Annotated in this window: 15 protein-coding genes; 1 reads left to right on the top strand and 14 read right to left on the bottom strand. The window is 43.7% G+C overall.

Annotated features, from left to right (window positions below):
* Positions 1-47: 47 nt before the first annotated feature.
* The 7 genes from AACH20_RS00075 to prfB all read right to left on the bottom strand — a co-directional run bounded on the left by AACH20_RS00075 (position 48) and on the right by prfB (position 6913).
* On the bottom strand, positions 48-1208 hold the full coding sequence (locus AACH20_RS00075) for a hypothetical protein (protein ID WP_338502996.1): 1161 nt from the start codon (positions 1206-1208) through the stop codon (positions 48-50).
* Between the two features lie 75 nt (positions 1209-1283).
* Entirely contained in the window at positions 1284-1667 is a 384-nt protein-coding gene (locus AACH20_RS00070; RefSeq protein ID WP_129632476.1) for a response regulator, read from the bottom strand.
* A 41-nt stretch (positions 1668-1708) separates the two neighbouring features.
* Positions 1709-2884, bottom strand: a complete 1176-nt coding sequence (locus AACH20_RS00065) for a S41 family peptidase (protein ID WP_338502995.1) — start codon at positions 2882-2884, stop codon at positions 1709-1711.
* Between the two features lie 65 nt (positions 2885-2949).
* Positions 2950-4089 (bottom strand): CHAP domain-containing protein, encoded by a 1140-nt coding sequence (locus tag AACH20_RS00060; protein WP_338502993.1) that lies wholly within the window; start codon positions 4087-4089, stop codon positions 2950-2952.
* Between the two features lie 42 nt (positions 4090-4131).
* Positions 4132-5118 carry a cell division protein FtsX gene (locus AACH20_RS00055; protein WP_338502990.1) on the bottom strand — a complete coding sequence of 329 codons (987 nt, stop codon included), beginning with the start codon at positions 5116-5118 and terminating at the stop codon, positions 4132-4134.
* A complete protein-coding gene (gene ftsE, locus AACH20_RS00050) occupies positions 5118-5801 on the bottom strand; it encodes a cell division ATP-binding protein FtsE (protein ID WP_129632464.1) in 684 nt (227 codons plus the stop codon). Before ftsE ends, AACH20_RS00055 begins: the two co-directional genes overlap by 1 nt.
* Before the next feature lie 20 nt (positions 5802-5821).
* Complete coding sequence (prfB, locus tag AACH20_RS00045; protein WP_338502987.1) at positions 5822-6913, bottom strand: peptide chain release factor 2; 1092 nt, start codon at positions 6911-6913, stop codon at positions 5822-5824.
* Between the two features lie 51 nt (positions 6914-6964).
* Here prfB and hpt point away from each other — a divergent pair, with 51 nt between their 5' ends.
* Complete coding sequence (hpt, locus tag AACH20_RS00040) at positions 6965-7504, top strand: hypoxanthine phosphoribosyltransferase (protein WP_338502986.1); 540 nt, start codon at positions 6965-6967, stop codon at positions 7502-7504.
* Here the strand turns inward: hpt and murD are convergent.
* From murD to AACH20_RS00005, 7 genes are all read right to left on the bottom strand, one after another.
* On the bottom strand, positions 7501-8745 hold the full coding sequence (gene murD, locus AACH20_RS00035) for a UDP-N-acetylmuramoyl-L-alanine--D-glutamate ligase (protein WP_338502984.1): 1245 nt from the start codon (positions 8743-8745) through the stop codon (positions 7501-7503). The two genes, hpt and murD, sit on opposite strands and share 4 nt — an antisense overlap.
* Positions 8746-8781: 36 nt before the next feature.
* Positions 8782-10059: a M16 family metallopeptidase gene (locus AACH20_RS00030; protein ID WP_338502983.1), complete on the bottom strand. Its 1278-nt coding sequence runs from the start codon at positions 10057-10059 to the stop codon at positions 8782-8784.
* Positions 10060-10074: 15 nt separating this feature from the next.
* A complete protein-coding gene (locus AACH20_RS00025) occupies positions 10075-12705 on the bottom strand; it encodes a preprotein translocase subunit SecA (RefSeq protein WP_338502982.1) in 2631 nt (876 codons plus the stop codon).
* A gap of 125 nt (positions 12706-12830) precedes the next feature.
* Entirely contained in the window at positions 12831-13202 is a 372-nt protein-coding gene (gene hpf, locus AACH20_RS00020) for a ribosome hibernation-promoting factor, HPF/YfiA family (RefSeq protein WP_129636610.1), read from the bottom strand.
* A gap of 29 nt (positions 13203-13231) precedes the next feature.
* Positions 13232-14473, bottom strand: coding sequence for a serine--tRNA ligase (serS, locus tag AACH20_RS00015; protein ID WP_338502980.1), 1242 nt, complete (start codon positions 14471-14473; stop codon positions 13232-13234).
* A 72-nt stretch (positions 14474-14545) separates the two neighbouring features.
* Positions 14546-15385: an undecaprenyl-diphosphate phosphatase gene (locus AACH20_RS00010; RefSeq protein ID WP_338502978.1), complete on the bottom strand. Its 840-nt coding sequence runs from the start codon at positions 15383-15385 to the stop codon at positions 14546-14548.
* Positions 15386-15450: 65 nt separating this feature from the next.
* The coding region (locus AACH20_RS00005) for a hypothetical protein (RefSeq protein ID WP_338502976.1) at positions 15451-15652 on the bottom strand (202 nt) is incomplete at its 5' end.

Here is a 15652-nt window from a genome sequence, read left to right as displayed (position 1 = left end):
AAACTTTTTATTAAAATAGCTCCGGTAAATACGGAGTTATTTTAATATTAATAATTATTTCTTACATATTCGAGAAGTGCCCTTGCAGAATCCCTATGCATACCACTTCTCTCCTTGTCACCCCTGTAATGAGTAACCGTTTTGTCTTGTCTGTCTACATTAAATGAGCCATCCATCATAGCAATTGCCAGCACTACAGTATATTCACGACTGCGCATTTTACCCGCATAATAATCACCCCCGAGATAATTAGGAGCTTTTAGATTATCCTCTGAGTTACGAAGAACTCTGTCTGCCAAAGCGCCTGGATTAACGGCTGCCAGCCTGTCAAGACTGGAGGTTAAATATTCAAACAAGCGGCAACGCGTCAGGTGACTAGCTCTAATACCATTTATGATCACTTCAGAATCAAGCGCTCTCTCGGGATTAATTATTTGCATTAACGACGAATTCGTAGCTAGATTATCAATAGCCTCTTTCGCAGCATTAAAGCTATTCTCAGATACAGGAACTCCTTTTGGGTTTCTAACGGCAGCGTCCTCTACATTATTTGACGGCACATAATTCGGATCAAGCAGATGCTCAAATTTCAACTTCACAGATGTGTAATCGTCCCTAAAAGACATTCCGTCCACGTCAGTCTCTAGAGGCTTCATCAGTTCTAGTACTCTCTTATCAAAACGATTTAGCTCTGGGCTATCACTTTCATCTAGCCCCGTTTCCGCAGTCGACAGACTATTCCAATCACTAGCCGTATGTTTCTGCCGCCAAACTTGCTCAGCAGCCTCCGATCCTTCTTTAAGCATTTCCTCAGTAGTTTTTCCATAAAGATCCTGAATATAAGATTCGTCAAAACCTTTATTTGCTTCTCGACTTTGGAGTTTCTTCAATGACACAATCTTAGTTGCAATAACATGCTCTTCATAAACATGCCCTCCATAAACTTTAATCGGTTTATGTACTTTCACAAACAACTCAAGCGAACCAATACCCTCCTCAGAATCAGTATCACACACACTTAGCATATCGCCAGCAATCCAGCCCCCATCATGCCTGACACCTTTTCCGTCTTGACCACTGCGAATAACAGTTAGCGGAGATGTTGTAATATCTGGGTCAGCATCGGCATGAAAAGTTGCAACTACATAGTCTTCCAGTGTTTTTGGTCGTTCTTGTTCGTGGCTCTGTGTTGGTTTTGGTTTTTCCATATATAACTACTTTATACCAAAAAACAAGCAAAAAGTCAACCCCTAAAAAGCTGACCTTCCGCTCGATTTACTCTTCTATTGAATACCCAAATGATGCTTTACGCGCGCCACAACGTCGCCAATTACAACCTGAGATTTCACCAAATAATCATCAACACCCAAGCTCTCAGCACGTTCCTTGTCCTTTGGCTGGCTAAGCGCTGTTAGCATAATAATCCTCACGTTAGCAGTTTCTGGCGTATTGCGAAGAATATCCAAAACATCAAAACCGCTGATTTTCGGCATCATCACATCCAAAAGAATCAAATCTGGACGATATTCAACAGTGGCAGACAAGGCGTCTTCACCATTATTTGCCTCTCTAACGTCAAACCCTTCAATCTCCAGCCGCGATCTATAAACCGCAGACAGAGCCATGTCATCCTCAACTAGTAAAATCTTCTTTTTTTGTCCGTTCATACTATCTCCATTTTATGTTGTCCAGCCCAAAAACACAAGCTTTATAACGACTTCGCCTTATCCATCTGCGGATCTACGTTATTATTGACATCGTCCGACGAAAGATCAACTTTTACATCAGGTTCTATACCAGTTTTATCTATATTTTTGCCCTTTGGCGTGTACCATCTGGCTTCCGTAACCTTCATTTGCGACCCGCCAGGCAGTCCAAGCACGATCTGCACGCTTCCCTTACCGTAACTCTTCTGCCCAACCAGCGTGGCTTTTCCGTATTCACGAAGCGCCCCAGCCGTAATTTCGCTAGCACTGGCGCTATTGCCGTTAATAAGCACCACCGTCTTCATGTTGCCCAGAATTGGCGTTCCAGTTGTACGTAGCGTTTTAACAATTTCAGAACCTCTACGCTCGGTCATAGCTATTTGATTGTCTAGCCAAATACCCAATAGCCCTTGAGCAGCTCCAACCGTTCCGCCAGGATTATTCCGTAAGTCCAAAATCACCTTTTTAACACCTTTCTCAACAAACTCCGAAGCGTATTTTCTGGACAAGCTTATTGTATCATCGCCAAATCGGTTAACTTTCAAAATACCAATTTCTCCATCAATTTCCGACTCTACTGCCGGAGAAACTATATTCTGACGCACAACCGACACCTCACGCGTTTGGCTACCGCTTAATAACGTCAATTTAACGGACGTACCAACTTCTCCACGAATTTTACTCACAACTTTTTCCACTGACCAGTCAGAAGAAGCCTCGTCATTCACCTTAACAATCGCCTCACCAGCCTTAATTCCCGCTTTCTGAGCTGGACTGTTTTCCAGAGGTTTTATGATAGTTGGTTTATTACTCCTAAGACCAATCTCCGCACCGATCCCACCACCAATTTGCCCACTCAGCGACTTGTCAAACTCCTTCGTCTCGTCAGGATCCATATACGCCGTATGCGGATCGCCAGCCGCTTCAACTAGTCCGCGATTAGCGCCATAAATTAACTTTTGAGTATCCAATTTTCCGTCATAATTAGCAATCAGTTCTTGATATGTTTTTTGAACGCTAGATAAGTCGATTGTCTTATTTGAAGTTCTAACGCCAAATACCGACGCTACGTTAGCAAACAGTGCATCAGATCGAGCTCCCGCCACAAAACTAACAATAGCCACAATAACAAGCGTCAAAAACCAACTTAATTGCTGTCTTTTTTCTCCCGTAACCATACGCTTATTATACTACAAAACGCCCGTTTAACACGAGCGTTTTTGCGTATCACTTTTTATGCCGATTAGAAGTAAACGTAGGTCAATCCTGAAGCTGAGCGTGTGTAATACCTATATAAACCATCCCAGGCAAAGTTATAATCGCTAACGGTAATAGTTCCGTCGCCATTGACGGACTCAACATACATAACGTGTCCATAATATCCAATATTCATCACAGCAGCCGCACCAGCTTTTGGCGTTGAGCCGCTAGAAATACCATAGCGCGCTGCAGTTGACGGCCATTGATTCGCGTTGCCTGCGCCACCAAAATGCGGAACATATCGTCCAGTGCTATGAATTTTCCAAGCCACGTAGCTCACACATTCACGCGTGTACAATCCCCATGGATCAACATAAGCATCAAGGGGCGCACTTGCCCAAGCACCAGGATAACCGCCGCCGCCAGGTACACCGCCCGGAATCGAAACATTACTACCGCCAAGAGCTCGTCGGTTGGCTGCAGCCTGCTCTTCTCGCAACTTCGCTACCTCGGAATTGCGCTTTTGCGCCAATGCAGCATAATTATTCTGGTCATTCTTCGTGTCAGTAATCAGTTTTGCCTTCTCAGACTGTTTGGCTGCCATTGCATTACGTTGCAATTCTTGGTCGCGAAGTGTATTCTCGACAGACTTCTTATTCTCTTCCAGCTTTTTCTGCAAAGACTTAATTTCTTTGATCTTATCATTCAATGAAGTTTTCAAAGAATTACGCTGTTCTTGCTTATCGATGTAATCGCTAATATTTTTTGAACTAGCAAGCATCTCCAGCGGCGAAATCTGATCATCAACATACAAATCCGCCAAAATTCGCCCCATCGCTTTACGATTGTGCTTAATTAGCTCTTCGTTCTTTTTTATCTGATCATTAAGGCTATTAATCTTCTTTTGGCTATCAGAAATCTGCGCTTGAATAGCTGATATCTGTCCGTTTATCTTATCAAGTTCCGCCTGTAAACTATCAGCCATCTCACCCAAGCGCGAAGCCTCAGAATTATAGTTGTCTGCTTCTTGTTGTTTTGCCTGAATTTCGGCGTTATAGTCGCGAGCTAATACGTGTGATGCCAAGCCAAAAATGCCCGATCCAGCGAGCAATGCAGACATCGCCACCAGAGACGCTCTGCTGACTAATGATGCCGAAACTGGTGTGGTGGACCGTAGTTTCATACGTCTATGTTAGCATAAGCGTAATCAGCATGTCAAGGACTTTTACAGCTTAAGATATTTGCGAGTTGCCACCCAAGATGACGCCACACCAATTGCCGCTCCAACCAGAATCATACTAAAGAAAACCAGCACACCGTACATTTTTAGATGATTCAAAAGATTATCGATAGGAATTCCGTATTTTACCATCGGATCATGTGCAAGAATTAGCAGCCCATACCCAACCACTGTTGCGATAATTGCCGCAATAAATCCATACATTATAGCCTCAACAATAAACGGACCTCTGATGAAACTGCGTTCTGCGCCGATCAACTTCATCATCTCAATCTCGTCCTTGCGGTTGAAAATTGCCATACGAATAGTGTTAAAGACCACAAGCGATGAAATCACCACGAAAACGACCGTAGCAATCGAGCCGCCAATACTCGCCAATCTCACCCAACTACCAACTGTTTTAATAGCTTGCTGGCGCTCACCTGAGAATGACGGCTCCCTGTTAGGATCTTTGTACTTTTTATACAGATCATCTGTTTTAACGAAATTATTTAATGATTGCTGGCTGTTCAATTCTTTCACGGAAACACGAAGCGTTGCCGACATTTCATTGCTAGACTCACGAATCGCCTCAAGCGTGTCTGGATTGTCCTTATATTGTTCAGCTTGCTTTTCGCGCGCTTCTTCTGCGGAAATATACTTAACGCTATCGATATTATCTAATTTTTCAATTCGAGATTTAATCGTTTTAATCGTTTTTTCTGGCGTGTCGCCCTTTAAGTAAATTGACATATCGGCACGCTTGGAGACATTTGAAACGGTATCAACCAAAACCTGACGCGCTGATAATGTTATAAACACGATAATCAATGTGACGCTCATCACTGCAGTTGCAGCAATTGTCAGCCAGGCATTACGACTGAAGTTATTGATACCATATCGGCACATTCTGACAAACGTCAACCAACCTCGTCGACGCTGACGTATACGGATAGTTTCTTTGTTCTTGTTGGATTTATTAACTGATTTCATTACTGTTTATAACTCCCTCTCGCCTGATCAGAGGTGATTTTACCATGATCAATTGTAATAACGCGCCGCTTCAATTTATTAACAATCTCCACGTTGTGAGTCGTCAAAATAACCGTCGTGCCATACTTGTTAATCTTTTCCAGCAAGCGAACAATATCCCAGCTATGCTTCGGGTCCAAGTTTCCAGTCGGCTCATCTGCAATCAGAATCTTCGGTTGACGCACCACTGCTCTAGCAATCGCTACACGCTGACGCTCACCACCAGAAAGCTGATGAGGAAAATGCTTTTCCTTCCCCTTAAGACCAACCAATTCGATCACCTTCGGCACAGTTGCCTTAATTTCTCGATTTGTCATTCCAGCAATTTCCAGCGCAAATGCCACATTTTCAAACACCGTTCGATTCGGAAGCAACTTAAAATCCTGAAAAACCACGCCAATTTTCCGACGCAACAGCGGAATATGCTTGTCCTTCAAATTGTCATAATCAATTCCGCCAACCACAATTTTTCCAGAGCTTGGCTTTTCTTCGCGAGTCAAAAGCTTCAAAAGTGTCGATTTGCCAGCACCCGACGTGCCGACAATAATCACAAACTCACCAGCGCCAACATGAATGCTTGCTCGATTCAGCGCCGGCTTGTTACTTTTTCCGTAGTTCTTCGTTACCCTATCTAACAGAATCATTGATAGTATTATACCATAAGCTAAATATTTTTAGAATTAGTGTTTTGTTCTAAATACGCCGTAATAAATTCGTCAATATCGCCGTCCAAAACGCCTTGAGCATTGCGGTTTTCGTGCTTTGTGCGCGTATCTTTAACTAGCGTATATGGATGCAAAACGTAATTTCTAATTTGGCTACCCCAGTTTGCCGATTCGCCAGCCCTAAGATCAGACAGAGTTTCGGCGTGTTGCTCTAATTTCATCGCTAGCAATTTTGACCGCAGAATCTTCAACGCCGTTTCTTTGTTCTGAATCTGCGAGCGCTCATTCTGAATAGCCACCGTAATCCCTGTCGGCTCATGCGTCACTCGAACCGCCGAATCTGTCGTATTCACACCTTGACCACCTTTGCCGCCCGAACGATAGACATCAATTCTTAAATCATTCGGGTCAATTGATATTTCATCGGGCGCGTCAATTTTCGGCAAAACCTCGACAAGCGCAAAACTAGTCTGGCGCAAATTGTCCGCATTAAACGGACTTAATCGCACCAAACGATGCACGCCATTTTCCGACCGCAATTTCCCATAAGCAAAAGATCCAGAAATCTCCAAAACGACCGTTTTAATTCCAGCGTCGTCATTTGTCGAGCATTCCAGCGTATCAACTTTCATTCCAGATTTTTCCGCCCAGCGCAAATACATTCGCTCCAACATCGCCGCAAAATCCTGCGCATCCAGCCCACCCACGCCAGCGGAAATGCGCATAATTGCCGAACGATTGTCATATTCGCCAGAGAATAGCAAATCGGTTTTATGCCTATCAAAACTCTTTTCAATCGCCGCAACCTGCGCTTGGAATTCCGGCAACAAATCGTCATCACCAAGCTCCATCAGCTCCACCATATCACCAACCTGCACCGTCAGAGTCTGCCAAGGCTCAACTGTCTGACGAAGGCTCGACGCTTGTTTCGTTAATTCTTGGGCGTAATCAGGATTATTCCAAATTTCTGGCTGGTTTAATTGATCGTCCAGCTCCGCCAATTTCTGCTCTAAATCAGAAAACTTCAGCGCTTTTTTAGCCTGTTCAATTTCTTTTTCTAATTCACCAATTTTCTTTTTTAGCGGTTGCATATATTTTATTGTACCATTTTTCAACGCTCAATTCTCTGTTAAAATAAAAAGATGGATAAAGACATTGAGAAAATTCTATTTACGAACGAAGAAATAAAAACGGCAGTTCAAAAACTTGGGAAAAAATTGACCGAGGATTATCACGATGAAAATCCTGTTGTCGTGGGTATTTTACGCGGCGCGGCGCCGTTTATGATCGACTTGATACAGGCGATGGATTGCTATATGGAAATTGATTTCATGGCGGTTTCCAGTTACGGCGACGACACAAAATCTTCTGGATCTGTAAAAATTATCAAAGATTTGGATACCGACGTAACGGATAGGCATGTGTTGATAGTTGAGGACATAATTGACAGCGGTCGAACCGCCCAGGCGCTAAGAGAGTTATTTGCCGCAAAAAATGCTGCGTCGGTAAAAATATGCTCGCTATTAGACAAACCAGCACGGCGCGAAGTTGACGCAAAAGCCGATTACGTCGGCATCGATACACCGAATGAATTTGTCGTTGGCTACGGTCTGGATTTTCGCCAACAATATCGCAACTTGCCATACATCGGCGTCTTAAAACCAGAAGTCTATCAAGATTAAAGCTCTTCTACGGCGGCGACAAATTGCTCACCACGATCAGAATAGCTCTTAAACATATCAAAGCTGGCGGCCGCCGGACTAAGAATCACCACGTCGCCAGATTGCGCTTTATTTTTGGCTGATTTGGCAACTTCTTTCATTGTCGCCATATCTAATTGGACAATTTCGCAATCAATTTTTTCTTCCCTTAAAACTTCCCTAATTTCATCAGCGTTAGCGCCATTGATAATTATCGATCGCACGTTTTGTCTGGCAATTTCTTTCGCTAATTCAGAATAATCCGCGCCTTTATCCGAGCCGCCCAAAATCAAAATTTTCGGCTCCGCAAAAGCTTTTAATGCCGCAATCGCACTGCCCGGAGTTGTCGAAATGCTGTCATCGTAATATTTCACGCCGTATTTTTCAGCAACAAACTTCAATCGATGCGGTAGCCCCGTAAACTCACTAAGCCCCTTCTTTATCTCATCATCCGACACGTTTGGCAAAATCGATTTCACCGCCGCTATCGCCGCGCACGCATTGTCGACATTATGCCTCCCCGGCAGGCGAATCGCAGAAGTTATATCGTCCGAGAGAACAAATGGATATTCCTTTTTCTGCGCCGAACTCGCATCTGCAATCGACGAACTAAACTCATTTTGAGAATTATAGACAACATAATCGTCAGCGGTTTGAAACTTGGCAATATTTGCTTTTGCCGCCAAATAATCATTAAAATCAGCGTGAACATTCAAGTGATCAGGTTCAATCATCAGCACCACGGCAACGTGCGGAGATTTCTGCAAATCCCACAATTGAAAACTGGACAATTCGTAAACGACAATGTCATTTTTCTCAATTTTTGGCAAAATATCCAAAGCTGGCACGCCAATATTCCCCACCAAATGCACGGTTTTACCTGTCGCGCGCAAAATCGACGAGATAAAGCTACACGTCGTCCCCTTGCCTTTTGTGCCAGTCACGCCAATTATAGTCGCTGGGCAATTGGCAAAAAACTCATTTGTCGCCGACCAAATTCGACCGCTAGTCTTTATCTTTTTTGGCGGAAGACTTGGCGACCTAACGATTAAATCCGCGTTCTCCAGCCCCGAAAATCCCGTCTGATAAGCTACATTTTCCGACAAATTATCTACTTTTTCACGCTCGTCCGCCACCAAAAAATCAGCTTCCGGAAATTTCTCTCGAAAATACCGCAAATTAGATTGACCTTCAACACCAAAACCAGCAATGACAATTTTCATAACCTGATTATATCACGGGCAATTTACGATTACACCCTAAAACAGCTTGTCGAGCTTATCGTACAGCTTTGTTAATAGCTCTTTTTCTTCCGAAGTAACTGCCGCCAACGTCCACGTGTTGGATGCAAAAAATTGACGAGCCGTTTCAATCAACTGATCAGGAGTTACCGCCAAAATAGAGTCTGGAACGGCGGCATAATCTCTCACAAAATCATCAGCAAAATATCGTCCTACGTAAAAATTGCTGACTTGTCCGACAGTTTGAGCGCCCATTTGATAACGACCCAACGAATACGACTTCACGCTTTCCAAATCTTCTTCAGAAATAGATCCAGCCAAAACTTTCTTCAACTCTCTCACGATAATATCAAAGAGTTTTTCTGCAGTTTCGACATTTACTTGTCCGCCAAAATCCCAAGCCGAATCATAAAAACCAATCGATGTATCGCTAAAAATACTATACGCCAAGCCTTTTTTACGAGCCGAACCAAAAATCCTTGAGCTCATCGTGCCAGTTAAAATATGATTCAATGCATTCATGGCAGTAACTTCTTCATCGCTTAGTTCACGTGGAATCATCATCGACCAGCCAAACGTCAAATTCGTCGCCTCTTTTCGTCTGACTAAAACAGGGTTAGCTCTGCGCGGTTCATCACGCGGAATCACAAATCGCTCACCCGTTTCTAATTGCCAGCCTTCAAGGTGTTCTTTAATTGCCGCTTTTCGTCCAGCCATTTTTCCAGCCACCACAAACCGCATATTCTTCAAAGTATGCGTTCGCTTGTGATGATTTTTAATATCCTTCAATTCAATATTAGCAATTGTTTTTAGGCGCTGATTATACGTCAAAATATCTTCACCCAGCGCTTGCTGAATGCGCGGCCACATCACGCGGTTGTGATTGTTGAGATAACCAGTTAGTTCAGAGCGAACATTGCCCTTTTCCGCCTCAAGCTCATCGGCGTTGAATCGCGGCGTTGTAATAGCCAGCCTCTGAAGCTCCAAAATCCTGTCCCACTCAAAATCCGCACAAATCGCTTCATAAACCATTGAATAGTCAGAAGTGTAGGCGTTGTGATAAGCGCCATTCTTGGTAAATTCCTGCTCATAATTATGCTCCGAACGGAACTTTTCGTTCGCGCCGAACGCCATATGCTCCATAATGTGAGCCGTTTCGTAAATGTCTTTATTCAGAACGTAGCGATTTCCTGCCCTGAATTGCACCTGAAAACTCATTACCGTAGCGTCTGGAACGTCAATCAACAAGCCGCGCGCACCATTCTTCAGTCTAATTTCCTCAACTGTATGTTTCATTGCCTAATTCTCTGATTATTTACGATTTTTCTTACGATTCTGTCGCTGAGCCTTCTTCTTCTTTCGAGCTTGATTTTTCACACGATTTGATTCCGCGCTGGTCTTGCCCTTTTTCACAGAGAAGTCATCGTCACGATTTTCTTCACCTGAACCAATTTCATTAACGCCACGCTCAACAGCATTTTCCGCCAGACGAGTTAGTTCAGTGTCATATTCGTCGTCTTGAGATTGACGAAATGTAGCGTCGGCTTTATGAATATTAAATATCGTCGTCAAAACTTCATCGCGAAGATTAGCCTGCAAACTCTCAAACAACTTCTGGGATTCTGATCGATATTCCACCAAAGGATCACGCTGTCCAACACTTCGCCAGTGAATTCCCTCGCGCAAATGTTGCATATTTTCCAAATGTTGCATCCACAATGTATCCAACACCGCCATGTAAACTTCGCGCTCAACTCCACGCAAATCATCAGCGCCAATCTCACGCTCTTTCTCTGCGTAAGCTTCTTCAGCCAGCTCCAGCGCCTTCTCATAGCGCAGACGATCTTTCTTTTCCTTGCCAACCTTTTCAATTTTTTCCTTATCAACCGGGAAAATAACCGAGAAATCCTCGACAAACTTTGGATTATTCTTTGATGGAAGAGTTGTCAATTCGTGAACTTTAGCTCGCAATAATCGCTCAATTTCCGGCTTAATATTATCGCCTTCCAAAATCCTACGTCGCATAACATAAACGACGCGACGATGACGGTTGATCACATTGTCGTATTGAACAACATTTTTGCGCGTATCAAAGTTATAGCCTTCAACTCGCTTCTGTGCCGCTTCCAATGTTTTCGATACGGCGCGAGTTCTGATTGGCGTGTCATCATCAACGCCCAGCCTATCCATCAACGACGCAATTCGCTCGCCCTGGAAAATTCGCATCAAATCATCTTCGGTTGAAACATAAAACTGAGTCTCACCTGGATCGCCCTGGCGTCCGCCACGACCACGCAACTGATTGTCAATTCGGCGTGATTCATGTCGCTCTGAACCGACAACAACCAAGCCACCAAGTTCCTTAACACCCTCGCCAAGCTTAATGTCGGTACCACGACCAGCAATATTCGTAGCCAAAGTAATCGCACCTTTTTCGCCGGCTTTCGCCACAATCGCAGCCTCACGCTCATTGTTCTTGGCGTTCAGAATCTCAAACTTAATGCCTTCTTTTTCCAAATATTTGGCAATTTGCTCATTCTTTTCAATAGACCCAGAGCCAACCAAAACAGGACGACCTTGCTTGTGGTAATCCTTAATCGCCTCAGCGACGGCTTTCAGTTTGGCCTTTTCAGTCTTGAAAATTAAGTCCTCTTTATCTTCGCGAATAACTGGTTTGTTCGGTGGAATTTGAATAACATCAAGTGAATAAATTTGCTGAAACTCTTCAGCTTCGGTAAATGCCGTACCTGTCATACCGCTCAATTTATTATACAAACGGAAGTAATTCTGGAAGGAAATTGTCGCTAGAGTCATGCTCTCTTCCAGCACAGGAACGCCTTCTTTAGCCTCAATTGCCTGATGTAAGCCTTCGTTGTAACGGCGACCCTGCATCAAACGACCAGTATGTTCGTCAACAATAATCACTTCGCCATCATTGGTTACGACGTAATCCTTGTCGCGCTTGAACAATGTCTGCGCTCGCAAAGCCTGGTCCATGTGATAAACACTGCGCACGTGATCTGGTGTGTACAAGTTTTTTATTCCCAACAATTTCTGAACCTTTTCAACACCTTCATCAGTCAAGGCAACACTTCGGCGCTTCTCATCCAAAACGTAATCTTCCGGAACCAACTTGGCGGCGATTTTAGCAAATGTGTAATAATTGTCAGGATTTTCAGCCGCTGGAGCAGAGATAATAAGTGGCGTACGAGCTTCGTCAATCAAAATTGAGTCAACCTCGTCAACGATTGCGAAGTTCAATTCACGCTGCCTGAGCAAATCAACATCATTAACCATGTTGTCGCGCAAATAGTCAAAACCAAACTCATTATTCGTGCCGTACGTGATGTCTGCAGCATAAGCTTCTTTACGTGAAACTGGGCGAAGCTTGCGCATTCGAGGATCGTCGTGATGATCATTGTCGTAATCTTTATCATAAACAAATGACGCTTCATTGATAATCACACCAGTAGTCAGGCCTAGGAAATCATATACTTGGCCCATCCAACCAGCGTCGCGCTGCGCCAAATAGTCGTTAACTGTCACCACGTGAACGCCCTTGCCCTCCAAAGCATTCAAGTAAGTCGGCAGCGTCGCCACAAGAGTCTTACCTTCACCAGTTTTCATCTCGGCAACGTTGCCCTCATGAAGAACCATACCACCAATCAACTGCACATCATATGGACGCTCGCCAATCACACGCTTAGCAGCTTCCCTTGCCACAGCAAACGCATCTGGCAAAATCGTATCAAGCGTTACATTCTTCTTCGACAAGCGCTTTTTCAGCTCATCAGTCTGCGCACGAAGCTCCTTATCGGACATTTTTTCATATTTGTCATTCAGACCGTTAATAACGTCAACTTGCTTACGCAATCGTTTCAAAATCTTCTTCTGTGGATCGCCAAAAATCTTACTCAGCGCTTTTTGTTGTGTAATTGCCATAAACCTTAAAACTCCCTCACTTTCAGGCATTTTCAAAAACTTCTTTTATTATAACTTTTTTCGGGCAATTTGAAAAGAAAAAGCGCCCAGAATCTGAACGCTTTTCTGTTAATTTCATCTATCAATTATTTTCGACCGAAAGTTTGCTTCAGCTTTGCCAAAATTCCGCGACTTCCGCCAACGTGAGCCAACACATCGTCTTTATACTTACGAACTTGACCGTTCAACCTAGCTTCAACAATATCCACCGCAGCCAAAACGTTCATGGTTGAATCCTTAGCTACAATTTTCTTATCTGGCACATTGATGATAACTTCAACCTCGTACTTGTTGCCGCCAGGATTGTCAATCTGCCTAATCTTAACGTCTGCAGATGCACTTTTTCGTGCGTGGCGCGGCAAGTATTTTCCCAACGAACCAATTTTCCTTTCAACGTATTTTTTTGTTGTGGCGTTCAGCTCATATTTAACGCCAGTAATTGTAATATCCTTAATCATTTTTCCTCCTACTAACTAATACGCTCTTATTATATCACGTCACGGCCATTCATATATGGACGAAGTACCTCAGGAACAGTCAAAGTTCCATCTGGATTCTGGAAATTCTCCAAAATCACTACCAGAGAACGAGCCAGCGACACCGCAGTTCCGTTCAATGTATGAACAGATTCAATTGTACCGTTTTCTCGGCGGACTCGAATATTTAAACCACGAGCTTGATAATCAGTACAGTTCGAACAACTCGTCAGTTCACGATAAGTTTGATCAACTGGCGACCAATATTCAATGTCGTACTTCTTCGCAGCCGGCGCACCCAAATCGCCCGCCGCAATATTAACCACGTGATAAGAAGTCCCAATTTGCTGCCAAAGCGCCTCTTCAACGCTAAGAATTTTCTCATGAATTTCTTTAGACTGCTCAGGCAAACAAAACGCATACATTTCCAGTTTATTAAATTGGTGAACTCGGAACAGACCACGCGTGTGCTTGCCGTATGTTCCCGCCTCTTTTCGATAGCAAGGACTATACCCAGCGTATAACAATGGCAAATCTTTTTCGTCCAAAATCTCATCCGCGTGATAGCCGGTTAATGGCATTTCCGCCGTACCAATTAGCGTCAAATCTTCGCCGTCAACTACATATTCGTTACTGCCCTCACCCTTTGGAGTAAAACCTGCGCCCTCAGCTGTTCGTAAATTAACCATATGTGGCACGGTCATAAATGTGAAGCCCTGCTTTGTTACGTAATCCAAGGCAAATTGAGTTACGGCATTTTCCAATAAAGCCAAATCGCCCTTCAAATAATAAAACTTCGCACCAGCCACCTTAGCGCCGCGCTCAAAGTCCACCCAACCGCGGCTTACGGCATAATCCAAATGGTCTTTTGCACCAGTTTTACAATCGCCATAAACTTTTACCTCAACGGAATCTTCTTCGCCACCCAGAGGTACGTCGTCAAAAGTGATATTCGGGACGTTTTTAAGAATTGCCGCAACTTTTTCCTCGGTCGACTTCAAATAACTCTCACGCTCTGCCAGCTCAACTTTCAATTGCTTGCCCTGATCAATCAGTTCTTGATCTGGTCGGCCGCCTTTCATTTTCGCTGAAATAACATTGCGCTGTTCGCGTAGCGCTTCAACCTGCTTCTGCAAATCGCGACGCTCATCGTCTAATTGCAACAATGCCGCAATATCAACTTTATAGCCTTTATCGTTTGCCGACTTTTGCACCAAATCGACATTTTCTCGGATGAATTTGATATCTAACATACTTTCATTATATAACAATTCTGAATAAAAATAGCCTCAAGAGCAGTTGAAATACTGCTAAATTTATCTCTTTTAAACGTGAGAAATCATTCCCACACCAAGCATAGCCAATAACACCAAACCTAATGCGAATCGATAAATTATAAACGGTCGGAAATTATTACTCTGAATAAACTTCAATAACCACGACACAGCCAAATAGCCAACACCGAATGAAATTACCGTGGCAACTATAGTTGGAGTCCAGCCAACGCCGCCAGAAATGTGTTTATATTTGGTAGCAACTTCCAATAGTCCTGCTGCGACTAGTGCTGGAATACCCAAGAAGAAACTTAATTTCGTAACCGACACGCGATCAAATCCACGAAACAGACCGACTGAAATCGTTGCGCCAGAGCGACTAACTCCAGGAATGAGCGACAAGCATTGCCCCGCGCCAATCGCCAAAGTGTCTTTCCAGCTCGTCTCAGTTTCGCCACGCTTGTTATTTGCCGCACGATTGTCAGCCAGCCACATAACAACACTCCAGCCAATCAACCCAAACGCCACAAACCACAAACTACGAAGAACCGTTTCAACTTCGTGCTTAAATAATAATCCGACAATCGCAATAGGAATTGAGCCGATAATAATTGCCCAGCCGTATTTATAATCAAACTTTCGACGCGCCCGCTTCCACCATAAACCACGCCACCAAGCCTGCAGAATTCGCCAGATGTCGCTCCAGAAATAAATCACCGCCGCCAAAATTGCTCCGATCTGAATTATCGCCGTAAAAGCCACGACACTCGGATCGTCAATTCGCATTCCCAACAACTTCTCAGCAATCGTCAAATGCCCAGTCGAAGAAATTGGTAAGAATTCCGTAATTCCCTCAATTACGCCGAGAATAATCGCTTGCCACCAAGCCACGTCTAAAAATTACCTTTCATCTTTTAAGTGTAGCATTAGCGGTAAAATCATTCAAATGCGTGAGCCTAAGATTCGGGATCTCCCATTTCAATTGAGTTGTGATAGAACAAACCGCTAACATTCACGCCCGCAGGAGTATAAATTTTCAAGCCAGTTATCGGCTTATAAAAATTCAAGCAACCGTCAAAGAATATTGCGTTACACTTTTTAGAAACGGACAGCACAATTTTATCGCCATCGCGGCGCACGTTAATTTCTGGCTTATTA

The sequence above is a fragment of the Candidatus Minimicrobia sp. QA0096 genome (genome assembly GCF_963967315.1).
Lineage (GTDB): Bacteria > Patescibacteriota > Saccharimonadia > Saccharimonadales > Saccharimonadaceae > Nanosynbacter.
This window is presented reverse-complemented; position numbering and strand designations above follow the sequence as displayed.

Bases quoted from the DNA above. Each gene is read 5' to 3' on its own strand.
- AACH20_RS00075 (WP_338502996.1), bottom strand. From the start codon at position 1,208: ATGGAAAAACCAAAACCAACACAGAGCCACGAACAAGAACGACCAAAA.
- AACH20_RS00070 (WP_129632476.1), bottom strand. From the start codon at position 1,667: ATGAACGGACAAAAAAAGAAGATTTTACTAGTTGAGGATGACATGGCT.
- AACH20_RS00065 (WP_338502995.1), bottom strand. From the start codon at position 2,884: ATGGTTACGGGAGAAAAAAGACAGCAATTAAGTTGGTTTTTGACGCTT.
- AACH20_RS00060 (WP_338502993.1), bottom strand. From the start codon at position 4,089: ATGAAACTACGGTCCACCACACCAGTTTCGGCATCATTAGTCAGCAGA.
- AACH20_RS00055 (WP_338502990.1), bottom strand. From the start codon at position 5,118: ATGAAATCAGTTAATAAATCCAACAAGAACAAAGAAACTATCCGTATA.
- ftsE (WP_129632464.1), bottom strand. From the start codon at position 5,801: ATGATTCTGTTAGATAGGGTAACGAAGAACTACGGAAAAAGTAACAAG.
- prfB (WP_338502987.1), bottom strand. From the start codon at position 6,913: ATGCAACCGCTAAAAAAGAAAATTGGTGAATTAGAAAAAGAAATTGAA.
- hpt (WP_338502986.1), top strand. From the start codon at position 6,965: ATGGATAAAGACATTGAGAAAATTCTATTTACGAACGAAGAAATAAAA.
- murD (WP_338502984.1), bottom strand. From the start codon at position 8,745: ATGAAAATTGTCATTGCTGGTTTTGGTGTTGAAGGTCAATCTAATTTG.
- AACH20_RS00030 (WP_338502983.1), bottom strand. From the start codon at position 10,059: ATGAAACATACAGTTGAGGAAATTAGACTGAAGAATGGTGCGCGCGGC.
- AACH20_RS00025 (WP_338502982.1), bottom strand. From the start codon at position 12,705: ATGGCAATTACACAACAAAAAGCGCTGAGTAAGATTTTTGGCGATCCA.
- hpf (WP_129636610.1), bottom strand. From the start codon at position 13,202: ATGATTAAGGATATTACAATTACTGGCGTTAAATATGAGCTGAACGCC.
- serS (WP_338502980.1), bottom strand. From the start codon at position 14,473: ATGTTAGATATCAAATTCATCCGAGAAAATGTCGATTTGGTGCAAAAG.